This window comes from Nocardioides sp. NPDC127514 (genome assembly GCF_040302125.1).
GTDB lineage: Bacteria > Actinomycetota > Actinomycetes > Propionibacteriales > Nocardioidaceae > Nocardioides.
In genome coordinates this window covers 18,036-35,765 of record NZ_JBEORF010000050.1, presented here as the reverse complement: position 1 = coordinate 35,765, position 17,730 = coordinate 18,036, and the positions used below count along the sequence as shown (strand labels likewise).

Sequence of the window (17,730 nt, the reverse complement as noted above, 5' to 3'; positions counted from 1 at the left end):
CTTCGCCGGCCGCCTTCGGCGGTCCTGGACTCCGGACCAGATCGAGAAAAGATTTGGCTGGCTATCGGGGCGGCGGCCCGGGTGTGGCGCAGCGGGATCTTGCTTGGGACAGGTGATGTTGATGGGGCGGAAGGGTGGCCCTTCGGGCCACTTACCATCCACAGGATCGAGGTCGTTCGCTCACCGCGAAAACGGCGCCTGACCTGCATAAATATGTGGCTTTAGGGCGAGTGAAGGCGTAGAATCGGACACATCACAGCACACCTCTGAAGGAGAGGCAGCGATGAGTCTCGGCCGCTCGATCGACCACTGGGGCACCAACCCCGGCGATGCGATCGACGCTGCCTTGGCCGCCATCGAGACCGCCGTTCACGACCTCCTCGCGACTGATCCCGCCTATTGGCGCACCGGGCAGAAGAAGGACCTGCTCGAGCGGTTGGAGAAGCTCCAGGCGCAACAGGCTGCGTTGAGGCTGAGGGTGCTCGCTACGGCTGGCGATATCGCCGAAGAGACCGGTGCCAAAGACGCCTCCGGGTGGATGCGCGCCGAACTCCTCGTCGACAAAGCCGTGGCACGGTCGCAGGTGAAACTCGCGGCCAGTGTCGCGAGGTACGACCTCGTCGCCGCTGGCCTAGCCGAGGGTGTGGTGTCCCAGGACAAGGCCTGGGTGATCACCCAGGCGCTCGACAAGATCGAGGCCGACCCGGTCGCCAGCGGCGAGGACCTGGTCCTGGCGGAGAAGCTGCTCGTTGACTACGCCGGTCGGTTGACCGCCAACGAACTCCGCATCGTCGGACGCCGGATCCTGCGTGAGATCGACCCGGCCCGGTTCGAGGACGCCGAAGCCAAGGCGTTGTTGGCTGAAGAGGAGCGTGCCCAGCAGAAGACCGCGCTACGGGTGTGGGACAACCACGACGGCACCGTCGGCTTCGACGGGGTGCTGCCGGTCTCGATGGGGATGCGGTTCAAGCGGCTGGTCGAGGCCTGGGCCCAGCCCCGCAAACAACAACTGGTCGCCAAGGGTGCCCCGCTGCCGCCGTGGGAACGGCTGATGGGTCAGGGGTTCTCGCGGCTGCTCGAGACCATCGACCCGGCCGGGCTGCCTCGCCACGGTGGCGACGCGACCACCATCAACGTGGTGATCTCCCTGGAGGAGCTCCGCAAGGACCTCGGCATCGCCACCTTGGGTTATGACGAGACCAACGGCACCGCTATCTCCGCGGCGGAGGCGAGGCGGATGGCGTGCAACGCCACCATCATCCCCTGGGTCCTCGGTGGCGATAGTGAGGTCCTCGACGCCGGTCGTGGCAGCCGGTTCTTCCAGCCCATCCAGCGCAAGGCGATGCGGTTGCAGCACAAGTGCTGCCAAGCCGAGGGCTGCGACATGCCACCGGAATGGTGCGACGCCCACCACCTAGAACCCTGGGCCGCCGGCGGGAAGACGGATCTGAAGGACGGGGCGCTGCTCTGTCCCCACCATCACCGCCTGGCCCACGCACCCGGCTATACCCATGAGCGACTACCCGATGGGACCATCAGGTTCACTCGTCGCCCCTAACCGGCTGGGCGAGGAACCACTTCACCGGGTCCTGCCCGTCGGGCCTGAGGGCTCCAACCGTCGAGCGGTCTCAGCTCTCGCTAAAGGCGCCTGTCCCGGTGCCCAGATGAGCGCTCCAGCCATCTTTCTCGACTCCACGCCCGCCGCTTCCCACCGGCGAGGACACTTCCCCACCGCAGTGAAGGTTCCCCACGCTCCGGAGCAGGGGGAACCTCCATGCCCGTGGGGAACTCTCCCGATCGGTGGGGAACTCGCGACCCTGCCGGCACCGAACCCACCTCGGTCATGAACAACGGCCCGGCTTGTGAAGCATTCACAAGATCGCGCCCACTGCCATAGGCACCCACGAAGCACGACCCGCCGTCACACGACCAGCCACGGCCCCCAAGCCCGTGCCCAAACTGAATCCGCTGCGCCAGACCCCGCCGCCGACCCGATAGCCAGCCAAAATTCTCGACGGAGCCCGGTGTCAAGGATCGCCGAAGGCGACCGGCGAAGCCGGCGGCCGAAGGCCGTCCTTTACTCCGGGATTCGTTGAGAACACCATCCATAACGGGTCGGCGGCCACCAGCCCCGAAGAAAGGGTCAGCTCACAGTCCCGCCGGTTACGACCTCGGGATTCTCAGCCAGCCAAGCATCCATGTCGTCCTCACGCATGGCCGCCCACAGACGCCGACCCTCGCGCTTGTCGAGACGGACGACGCTCTGCGCGCCTTCCTTGCCCAACCCCGCCACGGGGGCGGTGAAGAACGTGAGCTCCGACGACGGCATCCGGGCGAGATCAAGGGCCAACCCACGAAGGTCGCCACCGGAGAAGCCGGAGTCGACGGTCAGGTGGCGGGTGATTATGTCGAGGAGGTCGTAGGCCTTCTTGGGGTTCTTCGGGTCGACGCTCTGCCTCAGGCCGCGGAGGATGGAGCGCAGCACGTACTGCTGGCGCTTCACCCGGTCCAGGTCGCCGCCGGGGAGGCCGTAGCGCTGGCGTACGTAGAGGAGGGCCTCTTCGCCGCTGAGCAGGTGGGTGCCCTTGGTCCAGGTGCGGTGGCGTGCGGAGTCGTGGACGGTCTCGGGGATGTAGACCTCGACGCCGCCGAGGAGGTCGCCGATCTCCTCGAAGCCGGCCCAGTCGACCCAGGCGACGTGGTCGATGCGTACGCCGGTGAGCTTCTCCACCGTCTGCACGCTGAGGCTCGGCCCACCCTGGGAGAAGGCGGCGTTGACCTTGGCCTTGCCGTGCCCGGGGATCCGTACCCAGGAGTCCCGGGGGATCGAGACGACCGACGCCGAGCGTCGGTCCGCGCTGAGGTGGAGCAGCATCATCGTGTCGGCCCGCTGCTCGCCGGGGGTCCACGATGCAGTGGCTCCGCTGCCGGTGGTGGCCTTGCCGCCGGTACGCCCGTCGGTGCCGAGAAGCAGGATGTTCATGGCGCCGGCAGCGTCGCCGGCGGCCTCGGGACGCTCCTCGAGCCCGGCGAAGACATCGACGGTCCGGACCTGACGGTCGAGCCGGTGGGCGAGGTACCAGCCGGTGCCGGTGACGGCGCCGACGAGCACGACGAACGCGATCCCGACGCCGAGCCAGATGCGCGTCTTCTTCATGGCCGTCCTCAGTGGTGGGGGTCGAGGGCGGATAGAGGCTAGTGGTCGCTACTCGCGGTCGTCGAAGTGGTCCTCCCAGGACCGTCGCAGGATCGTCGGTACGTCGCCGGCCAGGGCCGCGCGCAGCGCATCGAGCTGACCGTCGTCGAGTGCGATCCGCGGGAAGGCGCGCCCGACCTCGAGGGCGAAGGCCTGGCCACGGGTGGCCAGGGCCGGCGCCTCGGCGAGATAGGCGGTGACGTAGGGACGCAGCAGATGCGCCTGCTCGGCGATCCACATCCCCGATGCCAGCGCCCCGAAGCGACGGTTGTCGACACCGGGGGCGAGCATCGCCTCCCAGGCGGCGTCCTTCGCGCTGGTCGAGGGGCGGGCGGCGAGAGCCCGAAGCGCCCCGAGGTCTCCCTCGGCGGTGCCGTCCCGGTCGCGCTCGGTCGCGATGAAGCGCGCGTCGGCCTCACCGAGTGAGGCGAGACGTACGATCGCCGCCCAGCGTGTGGTCGGCAGCAGCGGGATGCTGACCCCGATCTTGTCGGCGTCCAGCCAGCCGCGCAGCAGCTCGGCGTCCGCGCTGGTCGCGGCCAGGGCCGCGGCCCAGGCCAGCGCTCGCTGCTCGTCGTCCGCGGACGCCGCCAGGCCCGCGGCGGACGCGGCGGCGACCCGCGCGACCGCACCAGCCGCTCGAGATGCGGGCACCCGATGCGGGATCACCACCGACCGGGTCTCGGCGAGCACTCCCTCGATGATGTCGGCCCGGGTCTCTGCGGGCAGGTGGGTCTCGAGCAGGTCGAGGTAGTCGTCGGCCGACAGGTCACGCGATCGCACCCGGAGGGCGGTGGCGGACCAGAGCACGGCACGTACGAGCGGGTCCTCGAGCCGGGAGAGCCCGCCGGAGAGCGCCTCCCACGACCCCGGGTCGAGACGGAGCGCGGCGAAGGTCTCGCCGCCGGCGTTGGGGACCACGACGAGCCCGGCGAACTCCGGCAGCGGCACCGGCTCGGCACCGAGCTCGACCCGCGTACGTCCGACGAGTCGCAGCGAGGAGTCGTAGCCGGCGACGGTGAACGCGTGCGGCCGACGCCCCTCGCGCTCCAGGACCGGGACGTCCCCGTCGCGCCGCACCGACACCGTGTCGAACCCGGGGCGCCGCAGCCAGGCGTCCACCCACCCGCGTACGTCCTTCGGCGAGCTCGCCGCGAGCGACTCGACGAAGTCGGCGAGGGTCGCGTTGGCGAACCGGAAGCGGGTCAGGTGGCGATTGACCCCGGCCATGAACTCCTCGTCGCCGAGCCAGAAGGCGAGCTGCACCAGGCAGGCCCCGCCCTTGGCGTAGGAGATGCCGTCGAAGATCGTGGCGGCGGTGTCCACGTCGGGTACGTCCACCGCCAGCGGAGCGACCGGATGGGTCGAGCGGCGCGCGTCGGAGCGGTAGCCCCACGGCTTGCTCCCGATCTCCACCTCGACCCGCAGGTCCGAGAAGCCGGCGCCCGCCTCGGCGACCCGATAGCCCATGTAGTCCGCGAACGACTCCTGCAGCCAGGTGTCCTCCCACCAGGTCATCGTCATCGAGTCGCCGAACCACATGTGCGACATCTCGTGGGCGATGATCACCGCGCGGATGGCCCGCTGGGTGTCGGTGATCGCGCCACGCGGCAACAGCTCGTCGCGGTAGGTCACGCACCCCGGCATCTCCTGCGCACCCCAGTTGAGCCCGGGCACGAAGACCTGGTCGTAGGAGTCGAAGGGATAGGGCTCGTCGATGAGGTCGGCGTAGTGGGCGAAGCACGCCTCGGACGTACGCCGCAGCTCGTCCGCGTCCCGGTCCAGCTCGGCCGCCAGCGACCGCCGGGCATGCCAGCCGAAGTCGAGGCTCTCCCCGGAACCGAGCGCGTACGTCCATCGCACCGAGTGCCACGGCCCGGCGGCGACGACCAGCAGCGCCGGCGGGATCGGGGGAGTGGTAGCGAAGACCCAGCGGCCGCCGTCGTGCGAGACGACGGCGCCGTTCGCGAGGACGGTGTCGGCCGGATCTGCGGCCACCGTGACCGCGAACGACGCCTTGAGATCGTTCTGGTCGAAGCAGGCGAAGATCTTCGAGGCGTTGTCCATGCCCAGGTAGGCCGACACGTAGCGCGATCCGTCGACGGGGTCGGTGAACGTGTGCATCCCGTCGCCGTCGGTCGTATAGGGCAGCGTCGCGGTCACCTCCACCTCGTTGACCGCCCCCTCGGGCAGCCCGGTCGAGAGGCCGGTCAGGCCCACCCGCGCACCGTCGTAGGCGGACTCGACCGCCTCCCCGTTGACGACCAAACTCACCGCGAGGGCGCCCTTCAGGTCCAGGAACGTCTCGGCGACCGTGGAACGGAACCGGACCCTGGTGTGGCTCCGGAAGGTCTCGGGACCGGTGAGGTCGAGATCGAGCGAGTAGGAGACGGAGCTGAGCACGCCGGCCCGTGTGCGGGCCTCGTCGAGTGTGAGGGACACGACCTCCAACGTACGTCCTCGCAGGTCAGCACGCGCGCGCATTTCGCTGTGAGCGTGATCCGGGGATAGTCTGTGGCAGTTGCCTCGGCGAGGGAGCGCATCGCGCTCCGTGATCGACAAGGTGGACGTCTCTTCGCAGAGACGCCGTGCCTTCGTCGCACGGCCTTCGTTGGACCAGCCGGGCGCCATTGACGTCAGCACCACTCATCGAGGAGTTCAACGCATGTCCAGCGAGAAGATCGTCGCCGAGAAGCGCACCGAGTTCGGCAAGGGTGCCGCTCGCCGCATCCGCCGTGAGAACAAGATTCCGGCGGTCGTCTACGGCCACGGCGCCGACCCGATGCACCTGACCCTGCCGGGTCACGCCACCATGATGGCGCTGAAGAACCACGGTGCGAACGCTCTCCTCGAGCTCGACATCGACGGCAAGGTCCAGCTCGCCATGACCAAGCAGGTCCAGGTCGACGACGTCCGCCGCGTCATCGAGCACGTCGACTTCGTCGCCGTCCGCGTCGGCGAGAAGGTCACCGTCGACATCAACGTCCACGTCGTGGGCGACGCGATCTCCGGCACCATGGTCGTCACCGACGCCAACACCCTGACCGTCGAGGCCGAGGCGACCCACGTCCCGGAGAGCATCGAGGTCAGCATCGAGGGCCTCGAGGCCGGCACCCAGATCCTCGCCGGCTCCGTCCCGCTGCCGAAGGGCACCACCCTGGTCACCGACCCGGAGACCCTGGTCGTCAACATCACCGAGGCCAAGACCATCGAGGAGCCCGCCGCCGACGAGGCCGCCGAGGGCGAGACCGCTGAGTCCGCCGAGGCCGAGGACACCAACGGCGAGTGACCAGTGCTGTGACCGACGGCGTCTGGCTGGTCGTCGGCCTGGGCAACCCCGGGCCGACGTACGCCGGGCACCGTCACAACATCGGCTATCTCGTCACCGACGAGCTGGCCAACCGGCTGGACGGCAAGTGGCGTGCCCACAAGTCCGGCCGTGCTGACGTCGTGGAAGGGCGGCTCCCGGGTGCCAGAAATGGACACAGCCCGGGGCTGCCCGGCCCACGCGTCGTGCTCGCCCGTTCCCGGACCTACATGAACGAGTCCGGCGGGCCGGTCAAGGCGCTCGCGACCTTCTACAAGGTCCAGCCCGACCACGTCATCGCCATCCATGACGAGCTCGACATCGCCTTCGACACGATGCGGGTCAAGCTGGGCGGTGGCGACAACGGCCACAACGGCCTCAAGTCGATGCGGTCCTCGCTGGGCACCGGCGACTTCTACCGGGTGCGCGTCGGCATCGGCCGCCCGCCCGGTCGCCAGGAGGTGCACGACTTCGTGCTCTCCAACTTCTCCACCACCGAGCGCAAGGTGCTGCCGTTCGTGGTCGACACCGCCGCCGACGCGATCGAGACGCTAATCAACGAGGGTCTGGAGAAGACCCAGCAGAAGTTCAACTCCTAGGGTCACCTCCTAGGTCAGCTCCTGGGTGGGCGCAGATACCGGTCGTACGCAGCGACCGCGGCCAGCTGGGAACCGACCTCGAACTTCCGCAGGATCGACTTCACCTGGGTCCGCACCGTCGTCTGGGCGACGCCGAAGCGCGCCGCGATCTCGGCGACGGTGGCCCCGTCGTAGAGCAGTTCGAGCACCTCGTGCTCGCGCACGGTCAGCGAACGGACCAGGCGGTGCATGCGCTCGCGACCGTCCCGGAGCAGGTGCCACTGCGCGATGAGACCCTCGGTCTCGCTCGGAGTGTGCCCGCACCGTCCTTCCGCCGCATCGCGCAGCGTGTCCTCGATCGTGTCCGAGCCGGTGTCGGCGGAGAGCACCGCGACCGCGCCGGCCTCGAGCAGGGCACCCCAGAGGCCGCCGCGCGGGGCGGGGGTCAGCACGACCCCGGGCAGTCGTACGCCGCGGATCAGGTCACACACCTCGCCGAGATGGGTCCAGCCGTCGAGGTCGGTGACCACCAGCCAGGCCGAGGGATCTCCGACCAGCAGCTCGTCCGGATCCGCTGAGGTCGAGGCGGTCGCGGTCACGGTGATCCCGCGCTCGTCGAGTGCAACCGTCACGGCATCGAGGGTCATCGTCTCGTCGGCGGAGACAGCAACCCTGAGTCGTACGGTCGAGCCTGCCATGTCTGCCGTGCCGTTCGGTCGTCTCGGGCCCCGCCAGATATCCCTGGGGGTATGGCTATTCTGGTGATCCGCAGGCGGAGATCGGGAACCTGTTCTACAGTGCCCCAAGTTTGGGGATGACCTGGGACAACGTGTCCCGCAATGTAGTTTGTGGACGACCTCGAAATTCTTTGACTCCTCAATTCTCGGTATTGGCCCGGAATGCGGTCCCGTGGCGATACGGTGCTGATTACGTTGCCTTGTAAAGGTTTCGGTCACAAACATTCAAATGGGACGGCCCGACAAGCTCGGGCTGGGGGAGCAGGGCCTGGACACGGCCCTATTCGGGACTCATACCTCACTGGCCGACCCGACCTGGGGAGCAGTATGTCTACGTCCATTTTCAAGCGGATCAACTCGGGTTGGTTAACTACCGCGTACGCCACCACCACCGCTGTCTTCGTCGGCGTCCAGAGCCTTCTGATCGCCGTCCTTCAAGGCCCTTGGGTCTCCTTCCACACCCACGGAGCGCTCCTCTGGGTCCTGCTCACGGCCATCGTCATCATCACCTCGCTCGTCGCCGCCGCAGCGCTGCTGTTCGGTGGTGTGCGCATCTACCGGCGCGTGTGCGCGGCGGAGGCGAAGGCGGCCGACGAGATCTATCACGACCTGCTCAGCGCGCGTGAGACCCAGCGTCTCCACCGGGCCCGGATGCACGAGGTGACCTCTACCCTCGCCGGCGTCCGCTCGGCCAGCGAGCTGCTGTGCAACTCCGACACGCTCGATCCGGAGCGTCGCGTCGCGATGATGACCATGATGGGCAGCGAGCTCAGGCGTCTGGAACGTCTCGTCCGTGCCCAGCGTGGCGGCGCGGACACGATGCCGATCGACGTCGGTGTGATCGATGTCGACGCCGTGATCCACAACCTCGCCCTGGCGCACGAGGCCAGCGGCACCACGGTCGTCCACGAGCCTGGCAACGCGCTCGCCGTCGGCAGCTCGGACGCGGCCGCGCGGATCATCAACATTCTTCTCGACAACGCGGCCAAGCATGGCTCCGGCGCTGTCGACGTCACCGTCCGGCACGAGCCCGGCGAGTCCGGTCAGATGGTCGTGATCGAGGTCTCCGACGACGGCCCCGGGGTAGCCCCCGAGGTGCGCGAACGAATCTTCGAGTGGGGTGTCCGTGGGCCGGACTCGGCCGGCCAGGGCATCGGGCTCAACGAGGCCCACACCGTCGCCGAGCGGATGGGCGGCTCGCTCCGCCTCGCCGCCGCAGCCCGTACGACCTTCGTGGTCACCCTTCCCAGCGCCGTGATCCAGCGCCCCACCGCCGAAGCAGACAAGGAAGGCGCCTCCGATGACGTTGTCGCCGCGTAGTCAGTATCGAGTCGTGATCGTCGAGGACCATGTCCTCTTCGCCGAGTCGCTCGAGCTCGCCGTCTCGATGGAGGGATACGACGTACGCCGCATCCCGATGCCGAGCGAGCCCGTCTCCACCGCGACCATGGTCTCCGTCGTGCTCCGCAACAAGCCGAAGGTCGTGCTCCTCGACCTCGACCTGGGCCGCTACGGCGACGGCGTACGCCTCATCGAGCCGCTGGCCAAGGCCGGCGTCGACGTGGTCGTGGTGACCGGTGCGATCGAGGAGGCGCGCTGGGGCCAGGCGCTGCGCAACGGTGCCCGCACGGTGCTGTCCAAGTCCCGCCCGCTCGGCGAGATCCTCGGCACCGTCAGGCGCCTCTACCAGGGCGCCTGCGTGCTCGCGGTGAGCGACCGCGAGCGGCTGATCCGGGTCTGGTTCGAGCGCCAGCACGAGGTCTCGGAGCTGAGCCGCCGCATCGAGCTGCTCACCAAGCGCGAGTCGCAGGTGCTCGGCCATCTGATGCTCGGCCGCACCGTCCACGAGATCGCCGTGATCGGCGTCGTCTCCGAGGCGACCGTGCGCACCCAGGTGAAGTCCATCCTCGCCAAGCTGCAGGTCACGTCCCAGATCGCCGCCGTCGGGCTCGCCCATCGCCTCGGCTGGCGGTCCCCGCAGTCGCTGGAGTGAGACGACTGGTCTGGACCAGTGGGTTCCGGTTCCCTCATTTGGTCTAACCGGACCCCCATCGGCCCCCAACGACCGCTTTCTTCCCGCATTGTTCTGGCATGAAGTAAGCGTTCGGGCGCCCAGCAGCTATGGGGGAGATTGATGACGATAGAGCTGGCGTCGGTGGAGACAGTAGTCCCGCTCGACATCAACCGCCGGAGGGTGTCCGCGAAGGCACCCTCCCTTCGGTTGCAGGCCTCGATGGTCGACGGGCTCGCGCTGATGGTCCTCGCGCCGCTGATCGTGGGACAGGAGATCGTCCACGCGCTGGTGTGGGGTCTGCTCTGGGGACTGGCCACCAGGATCACCGCGCCGAAGATCCTGCCCGGCGCCGAGCGCCTGCGGGCGACGGTCTCGGGAGTCTTCAAGGCGTTCATGGCGATGAGCATGGCGACCTGGTTGCTGGGTGCCGTGGTCGAGCTGCCGCAGGCGCAGCTGGTCGTGCAGACCATCCTCGGGCTGGTGACCGCGCTCGCGTTCCGGATCATGGGCTACATCTTCAGTTCCCGGCCGCGCACCCCGCTGCGCGTCGTCGTGGTCGAGGCGGCCCATGACCACGGTGTCATCCCGGAGTGGACCCACCGGCTCAGCGGCGGCCTGATGGAGGCGGCGGCGGTCTGCCGAGCCGACGGGCTCTCCGGCGCGATCGCCTCGGTCGCACCCGATGCCGTGCTGGTCGTCCCCGGGCCCGACCTGGCCGGCCGCGAGATCCAGCGACTGGCCTGGACGAGCGAGTCCTTCGGCCTGCCGCTGCTGGTCAGCACCCGGATGCAGGACGTGACCCCGCAGCGTACGTCCTCGATGCGGCTGGGCTCGATGACCCTTCTCTACGTCGACGAGGCCCTGCGGGCGCGGCTGACCCGGGTGGCCAAGTACGTGTGGGAGTGGCTGGCCGCGGCAGCCGCCGTCGCCGTGCTCCTCCCGGTCTTCGCCGTGATGGCGGTCGTGATCAAGCTCGACTCCCCGGGTCCGGTCTTCTTCCGGCAGGTGCGCGTCGGCCGAGGAGGCAAGCAGTTCCGGATCTGGAAGTTCCGCACCATGGTCGTCGACGCCGAGTCGCTGCTGCGCACGCTCGACCACCGGCCCGGCCACGTCCTCTTCAAGCTCCGTGCGGACCCCCGGGTGACCCGGGTGGGACGGGTGCTGCGGAAGTACTCCATCGACGAGCTGCCGCAGCTGTTCAACATCGTGCTGGGCCAGATGTCCCTGGTCGGGCCCCGGCCGGGCCTGCCGAGCGAGGTGGCGATGTACGATCGGGACTCTCATCGCCGACTTGCGGTTGCACCCGGTCTGACCGGGCTGTGGCAGGTCTCGGGGCGTTCGGACCTCTCCTGGGAGGACACGGTCCGCCTGGACCTCGACTATGTGGACAACTGGACGCTGCTGCGGGACTTCGGAATCGTCGTTCGTACAGTCAAAGCTGTTGTGCGGGGCTCTGGCGCCTACTAGTGAGTGTCGCCTAAACTCCCAGGCCGTTGTGTGAGCAAGCCAACACGTACGAACAACTGGATCCTCGACGGGAACGTCCCCCATGCAAACCTCCCCCCACCCCATGATTGCCGGCCGTTATGAGCTGCACCGCCTGATCGGGCGAGGCGGTATGGGCGAGGTATGGCAGGCCATGGACCTCACCCTGCAGCGCTGGGTCGCGGTCAAGGTCGTGCGGACGTCGGCCGATCCGACGATGATCGAGCGGTTCCGGCGTGAGTCGCTCTCCACCGCCGCCGCCAGCCACCCCGGCACCGTGCAGGTCCACGACGCCGGGATCGAACGCACCGCCAACGGCCCGATGGCCTTCCTCGTGATGGAGCTCCTCACCGGCCCCGACCTCGGCGAACGCCTGCGCTCGCACGGCCCGCTGATCGCCCGGGAGGCCGGTGAGGTCATCGTCCAGGCCGCGCGTACGCTCGCCGCGGTCCACGCCCAGGGGATCGTCCACCGCGACATCAAGCCGTCCAACCTCGTCTACGACAGCGACCGCAGGATCAGGATCGTCGACTTCGGGATCGCCCAGCTCGCCCGGCTGGGCGACCAGCGGCTGACCTCCACCCATGATGTGGTCGGAAGCCTCGGCTACCTCTCGCCCGAGCGTGGCTCGGGTGGCGAGGTCGGTCCGCCGAGCGACATCTACTCGCTGGGCTGCGTCTTCTACGAGATGCTCACCGGCCGCACCCCCTACTCCGGCGGGGCGCCGGCGACGATGGTCTACCAGCACGCCACCGCGCCCATCCCGCCGGTCAGTGGAGTGGTCCAGGTGCCGAAGATCATCGACGACCTGGTCGCGATGATGATGGCCAAGGACCCCGAGCAGCGACCGAGCGCGCAGGACGTCGTCGCGGTGCTCACCGGCTCGGGCCCGCTGCCGGTCTTCGACGCCCAGGTGCCCAGGCAGCGTCCGGTGCACCCGTCGGGTCCGATCAGCACCTCCGGTGCCTACGAGGCCTTCGGCGGGAGCGGCTCGTTCCCTGCTGCCGGGTCGACCGGTGCCACCGGCTCGTCGGGGGCGTTCGCGAAGATCGGGGCGAGCGGGTCGTTCCCGACCGGCGGGTCCCGGGTGGCGAAGCGCTCCGGCGCCAACCGGGCGTTGAGCATCCTGCTGGCCGTCGCCCTGGTCGGTGTCGCTGTCGGCGGCCTGGCCACCTTCGCCTCCTTCCGGAGCGCTTCGGAGACCGGCCGGGCGGCCGCGCTCAGCGAGGCGCTCCCGGAGACCATCGAGCTCGCCGTCGACGTGATCTTCGAACGGGACGCGCTGCAGCCCGTCGCGCAGGCACCGGTCAACGTACGCTCCACCTACCTGCACACCACGGACCTCGCGGTCGAGGAGTGGCGGACCGCGGCGGCCGAGATCGACGTCGACGGTGACGCCGAGCTGCGCAGACTCCACCACGACGTCACCGAGGTGCTCGACGACTTGGAGCTCTACCGGGTCGAGATGCAGGAAGGCGACCGGGCCAGCCAGGACGCCGCGCGCGAGGTCTACACCGCACTGGCCAGCAACCTGCTGATGCTCGCGGGGCAGGTGCCGGAGCTGGAGGACAACCAGGCCGGCGACCAGGTCCGCAACCTCAGCAAGCTGACGCAGGCGGCGGAGGCGTTCAGCATCGAGCGGGAGCTCATGGTCGTCGCACTCTCCGAGAACGAGATCGGCACGAAGTCGGTCAAGGAGCTCACCGACGCGGAGGCCGCCTGGGTGAAGGCGTCCTCGGCGTTCTACTCGGGCGCCTCGCCCGAGCTCCAGGCCGACCTCGACCGGGTCTCCGACGGCACCTTCGACAAGGGCTCGGGCGCGATGATGGTGCAGCGTACGGTCCGCGACGTCGCCGCCAAGGGCAGCATCGAGGGCGTCGCCACCGAGATGAGGGCGGCGTCGAAGGGCGAGCCGATCGTCCGCACCTGGTCCGACGGCGCCGTCGAATACATCCAGAGCCTTCTCCAGGTGATCCTGAAGTCGGCCGAGACGATGGCCAACGACGTCACCGACGAGCACGAGCGTGCCAAGACCGGGCTGATCCTGCGCGCGGTGCTGACCGGGGTGGCGCTGGTCGCCGCGATCGGACTCGGGCTGGGGCTTTATCGGAGCCGGCGGACGTCTCGCTAGAGTGCGGCAGGTGACTTTCGTACCAGGTGTGCCTACGACCGAGATCCTCGCCTCCGACCACCTGCTGGCCGCCTGGCTCGCCGAGAGCGCCGGCCGCCGGCTGCTCGAGGTGCGTGCCACCTCCGGCCTGGAGGGCAAGGAGCTCAAGGACGCCGGTGACCTGGCGGCCCACGAGCTGCTGATGGAGCTCGTCGCCGAGTACCGCCCGGATGACGCCGTCCTCTCCGAGGAGGGCAAGGACTCCAAGGAGCGACTCACCAAGGACCGGGTGTGGATCATCGATCCGCTCGACGGGACCCGCGAGTTCTCCGAGCCGCCGCGCGACGACTGGGCGGTGCACGTGGCGCTGTGGGCCTCCTCCAACGACGGAGAGCTGATCGCCGGAGCCGTCGCGCAGCCGGCGCTGGCCGACGCGTCCGTGCAGAGCACGTTCCACACCGGCGCCGCTCCGGTCGTACCGCCCTCGACCTCAGCCCGTCCCCGGATCGCCGTCTCCCGCAGCCGCCCACCGGCCTTCGTGGAGGCGCTGGCCGAGGAACTCGGCGCCGAGCTGGTGCCGATGGGATCGGCCGGGGTGAAGATGATGTCGGTCGTGCGCGACATCTCCGACGCGTACGTCCACGCGGGTGGGCAGTACGAGTGGGACTCGGCCGCGCCTGTGGCCGTTGCCGCCGCTGCCGGGCTGTTCACCTCTCGCATCGATGGGTCGCCGCTGCGCTACAACCAGGACGATGTGTATCTGCCTGATGTCATCGTTTGTCGGCCTGAGCTGTCGGAGCAGATCCTGTCGTTCATCAAGCGGCACGGGGTATGAGGGCTTTTTTGCCATTTCGCTGACCGCGAGGGTTTTCTCATTAGTTGATGTGGGCCGCCGACCCGTTCTTTGAGGGTGTTCTCGACCTGGCCCGGAGTCAAGGACGGCCTGCGGCCGCCGGCTGCGCCGGCCGCCTTCGGCGATCCTTGACACCGGACCATGTCGAGAAAGATTTGGCTGGCTATCGGGGCGGCGGCCCGGGTGTGGCCACGGCACACGCACCCACGGCGGGTGACCGCTCCACACCTAGACCAGACATGGGGCGTCCGCGTGGAAGAAAAATTTCTTCCACCAGCCAACCCCACCCCAGGCCAGGTCCTCTCTGAGGCGAACGAAAATTCGTTCGCCTCAGCGGAAGGAAAATTCCTTCCGGCGATCGGCGCCCAGTCCCCAAGCCCCTACCCAACCCATACCGCTGCGCCACACCCCTGCCGCCGACCCGATAGCCAGCCAAAATTCTTGACTCCGGGGTTCGACGAGAACACCCTCCAAGAACGGGTCGGCGGCAAACCCCAACCACAAAACACGCCACCCCGCCGGCGTGCAAAAGACTCAAGAGCCGAGCAACAACTCCTCGAGCGACTCCAAGCTCTGCCGTGCGTACCCCTTCCACATCCACCCGAAGACAGGCATCGCGTACGACGCGGCCTGAGACGCGGGCGTGACGTCCCAGGACCAGGTGACCCGGGTGCCGGTGCCGGCCGGCGCGAAGGACCAGCTCCCGGCGACGTGGCCGACCAGGAACTTGAGCGGACCTGAGAGCGGAGTGATCTCGTAGGAGAACGACGACGGGCTGTCGATGCTGGTCAGGGTCTCGCGCATCGTCGCGCCGTCGGCGAGGACGATCGTGCGGGTCTCGCCGGCGGCATCCCAGCCGCCGGCCTGGTCGCGGACCTCGGCGATCGGGCCGATCGCGGCGTACCGGCGACCGAAGATCTGCGGCAGCGGCGCCGGGAGGACGCGGGAGAGGGCGGTCTCGTACGCGACCGGGATCGCTCGGGAGGACTCGAGGTGCACTGGCTCTGGGTGCTGGGTCATGGGTACGAGCATGGCACCACCGTGCTACCGATAGCGTGAAGGCGTGGTCGAGCAGATCGAGATCGAGACACCTGACGGCACCGCCGAGGCCTATCTGGTCCAGCCCGAGAGCACGCCGAAGGGTGGCGTACTCGTCTACATGGATGCCATCGGCCTGCGGCCGCGGCTGGCCGAGATGGTCGAGCGGGTCGCCTCCTGGGGCTACGTCGTGCTCGCCCCCAACACGTTCTACCGCGACGGCAGCGTGGCGGAGCTGGCGCCGACCGGCGACCTCCGCGAGCCCGCCGCCAGGGACGCGTTCTTCACCGGCGGCGCGATGAACCGGGTCCGTGGCCTCACCGTGGACCGGCTGGCGGTCGACATCCCGGCGTACGTCGAAACCCTCCAGGCGTATGTCCAAGGCCCGCTCGCCACCCATGGCTACTGCATGGGCGCGCGGCTGGCGGTGCGGACCGCGGGGCGGTTCCCCGACGAGTTCGTCGCGGTCGGCGGCTTCCACGGCGGCGGGCTGGTCACCGCGGACGCGGACTCGCCGCACACCTGCATCGCCGGGACGAGGGCTGAGTACTACTTCGGCCACGCGGACCACGACCGCTCCATGACGCCGGAGAACGTCGACGACCTCAGCAGGGCCCTCGACGACGCCGGGGTGATCTACACCAACCTCATCTACCCCGACGCCCCGCACGGCTACACGATGGCGGACACCTCCTCCTACCAGGAGGCGGGGACTCATCGTCACTTCGCCGATCTCGAGGCGCTCTACGCCCGTACGATGGCCTGATGGCGAAACCGGTACTTGTCGTGATGGGAGTCTCGGGCTCGGGGAAGTCGACCATCGGGGCGGCGATCGCGGGGCGGCTGCGGGTGCCGTTCGAGGATGCCGACGACCTGCATCCGCCGGCGAACATCGAGAAGATGACCGCGGGGATCGCGCTCGACGACGATGACCGCTACCCCTGGCTCGAGGCGGTCGGGGAGTGGCTCGCTCGGCACGCCGAGCGCGGTGGCGTGATGGGCTGCTCGGCGCTGAAGCGGAAGTACCGCGACCAGCTCCGCAGGCACTGTCCGGAGGTGACCTTCCTCCACCTGGAGGGCACCCGTGAGGTGATCGCGAGGCGCCAGGCGAGCCGGCCGGGGCACTTCATGCCGGCCACACTCCTGGACAGCCAGTTCAAGACGCTCGAGCCGCTCGAACCGGACGAGGCCGGGATGGCCCTCGACGTCGACCAGCCCGTCGACGCGATCGTCGAGCAGTACGCAGGTCGGATCGGCGCCTGACGCTGTGCCGAAAACGGGCCGACTGGGGCCGAGAGGCGGCCGACACGCGCCCATCTCGGGTTGGGCACTGCGTGCCGGCCGCGGCCACACCCGGGTGAGGGACCAGCGGGCGGGCCCACTTCGACCGTAGCCCAGGATGCTGCCCCATAACAGGGGATCCTCGGCTATTCGTGCAGGTCAGCCCGTAAAAATATCTCCGTGGAACACGTCCGGGACCTCGGACGCCTTCGAGGTGAACTCGGGGTCCCGCTTCTCCAGGAACGCCGCGACTCCCTCCTTGCCGTCGCCGATCGAGGCGTAGAACATCGCCAGCGAGTCGGACAGGTGCGCCTCGAGCGGGTGGCGCGCAGAGGCGTTGCGGGTGATCAGCTGACGGACGAGCGCGGTGCCGACCGGCGACCGGTTCTGGGTGAACCTCCGGGCCAGGTCGATGGCGGCGGGCAGCAGCTCGTCGGGCAGGTGGATGCTGCGGATCAGACCGCCCTCGAGAGCCTGGTCGGGGTTGAGGATCTCCGCGGTGTAGAGCCACTCGAGGGCCCGGGGAACCCCCACGACGCGCGGTAGGAAGTAGGACGAGCAGGCCTCGGGGACGATGCCGAGCTTGCCGAAGACGAAGCCGATCTTCGCCTTCGAGGAGGCCAGCCGAGCGTCCATCGCGCACAGCATCGTGGCGCCGATCCCGACCGCCGGGCCGTTGACGGCGGCGATCACAGGCTTGGGGAGCGCGTGGATCGCGAGGGTGACCTTGCCGCCGGTGTCGCGTACGCCGTCGGCGTACTCGGGGTGGTTCGCCGGGTCGGCGAGGTGCTCGGCGAGCCTCTCGGGCGTCGGGTGCAGCGACTCGTCGAGGCCGAACACGTTTCCGGAGGCGGAGAGGTCCATCCCGGCGCAGAACGCCCGCCCGGCGCCCGTCACCACCACCGCACGCACCTCGTCGGCCATCGCGTCGGTGGTGAAGACCTCCTCGAGCTCGCGCGCCATCGTCACCGTGAACGAGTTGAGGGCGTCCGGGCGGTTGAGGGTCAGGAGCGCGATGCCGTCGGCGTCCACGTCGAAGGTCAGGGTCTCGTAAGCCATGGGTCACAGTCTGTATTGATTCCGTTCGGCTACGGAAGGGCGGGTCTGCCTACTGACGAAAGTCAGTACCTC

15 protein-coding genes are annotated in these 17,730 nt (G+C 68.9%); 10 read left to right on the top strand and 5 right to left on the bottom strand.

Features of this window, described 5'->3' with window-relative positions:
* Positions 1-283: 283 nt before the first annotated feature.
* A complete protein-coding gene (locus ABTX24_RS28690; protein WP_350844520.1) occupies positions 284-1,558 on the top strand; it encodes an HNH endonuclease signature motif containing protein in 1,275 nt (424 codons plus the stop codon).
* A gap of 585 nt (positions 1,559-2,143) precedes the next feature.
* Here ABTX24_RS28690 and ABTX24_RS28685 read toward each other — a convergent pair.
* Positions 2,144-3,157, bottom strand: coding sequence for an LCP family protein (locus ABTX24_RS28685; protein ID WP_350844518.1), 1,014 nt, complete (start codon positions 3,155-3,157; stop codon positions 2,144-2,146).
* A 48-nt stretch (positions 3,158-3,205) separates the two neighbouring features.
* Positions 3,206-5,638: an aminopeptidase N gene (pepN, locus tag ABTX24_RS28680; protein WP_160027220.1), complete on the bottom strand. Its 2,433-nt coding sequence runs from the start codon at positions 5,636-5,638 to the stop codon at positions 3,206-3,208.
* Between the two features lie 223 nt (positions 5,639-5,861).
* On the opposite strand from pepN, the gene ABTX24_RS28675 reads away from it, so the two are divergent.
* Positions 5,862-6,485 (top strand): 50S ribosomal protein L25/general stress protein Ctc, encoded by a 624-nt coding sequence (locus ABTX24_RS28675; protein ID WP_160027222.1) that lies wholly within the window; start codon positions 5,862-5,864, stop codon positions 6,483-6,485.
* Positions 6,482-7,102 (top strand): aminoacyl-tRNA hydrolase, encoded by a 621-nt coding sequence (gene pth, locus ABTX24_RS28670; RefSeq protein WP_350715362.1) that lies wholly within the window; start codon positions 6,482-6,484, stop codon positions 7,100-7,102. Before ABTX24_RS28675 ends, pth begins: the two co-directional genes overlap by 4 nt.
* Positions 7,103-7,116: 14 nt before the next feature.
* On the opposite strand, the gene ABTX24_RS28665 is transcribed toward pth, so the two are convergent.
* A complete protein-coding gene (locus ABTX24_RS28665; RefSeq protein ID WP_350844516.1) occupies positions 7,117-7,779 on the bottom strand; it encodes a helix-turn-helix transcriptional regulator in 663 nt (220 codons plus the stop codon).
* A gap of 366 nt (positions 7,780-8,145) precedes the next feature.
* On the opposite strand from ABTX24_RS28665, the gene ABTX24_RS28660 reads away from it, so the two are divergent.
* The 5 genes from ABTX24_RS28660 (at position 8,146) to ABTX24_RS28640 (ending at position 14,262) form a co-directional block, all read left to right on the top strand.
* On the top strand, positions 8,146-9,138 hold the full coding sequence (locus ABTX24_RS28660; protein WP_350844514.1) for a sensor histidine kinase: 993 nt from the start codon (positions 8,146-8,148) through the stop codon (positions 9,136-9,138).
* Positions 9,139-9,151: 13 nt separating this feature from the next.
* A complete protein-coding gene (locus tag ABTX24_RS28655; RefSeq protein ID WP_350715368.1) occupies positions 9,152-9,811 on the top strand; it encodes a LuxR C-terminal-related transcriptional regulator in 660 nt (219 codons plus the stop codon).
* Between the two features lie 162 nt (positions 9,812-9,973).
* Positions 9,974-11,299, top strand: a complete 1,326-nt coding sequence (locus ABTX24_RS28650; protein WP_350844512.1) for an exopolysaccharide biosynthesis polyprenyl glycosylphosphotransferase — start codon at positions 9,974-9,976, stop codon at positions 11,297-11,299.
* Between the two features lie 82 nt (positions 11,300-11,381).
* Positions 11,382-13,448: a protein kinase domain-containing protein gene (locus ABTX24_RS28645; RefSeq protein WP_350844510.1), complete on the top strand. Its 2,067-nt coding sequence runs from the start codon at positions 11,382-11,384 to the stop codon at positions 13,446-13,448.
* A 10-nt stretch (positions 13,449-13,458) separates the two neighbouring features.
* Complete coding sequence (locus tag ABTX24_RS28640) at positions 13,459-14,262, top strand: 3'(2'),5'-bisphosphate nucleotidase CysQ (RefSeq protein WP_350844508.1); 804 nt, start codon at positions 13,459-13,461, stop codon at positions 14,260-14,262.
* Between the two features lie 552 nt (positions 14,263-14,814).
* Here ABTX24_RS28640 and ABTX24_RS28635 read toward each other — a convergent pair.
* Positions 14,815-15,300, bottom strand: a complete 486-nt coding sequence (locus ABTX24_RS28635; RefSeq protein ID WP_350844506.1) for an SRPBCC family protein — start codon at positions 15,298-15,300, stop codon at positions 14,815-14,817.
* Positions 15,301-15,343: 43 nt separating this feature from the next.
* On the opposite strand from ABTX24_RS28635, the gene ABTX24_RS28630 reads away from it, so the two are divergent.
* Both ABTX24_RS28630 and ABTX24_RS28625 read left to right on the top strand, forming a co-directional pair.
* Positions 15,344-16,084, top strand: coding sequence for a dienelactone hydrolase family protein (locus ABTX24_RS28630; RefSeq protein ID WP_350844505.1), 741 nt, complete (start codon positions 15,344-15,346; stop codon positions 16,082-16,084).
* Complete coding sequence (locus ABTX24_RS28625) at positions 16,084-16,581, top strand: gluconokinase (RefSeq protein WP_350844503.1); 498 nt, start codon at positions 16,084-16,086, stop codon at positions 16,579-16,581. The genes ABTX24_RS28630 and ABTX24_RS28625 overlap by 1 nt, the downstream gene beginning before the upstream one ends.
* Positions 16,582-16,758: 177 nt before the next feature.
* Here the strand turns inward: ABTX24_RS28625 and ABTX24_RS28620 are convergent, their stop codons facing one another.
* Positions 16,759-17,658: a crotonase/enoyl-CoA hydratase family protein gene (locus ABTX24_RS28620; protein ID WP_350715379.1), complete on the bottom strand. Its 900-nt coding sequence runs from the start codon at positions 17,656-17,658 to the stop codon at positions 16,759-16,761.
* Positions 17,659-17,730: the final 72 nt, after the last annotated feature.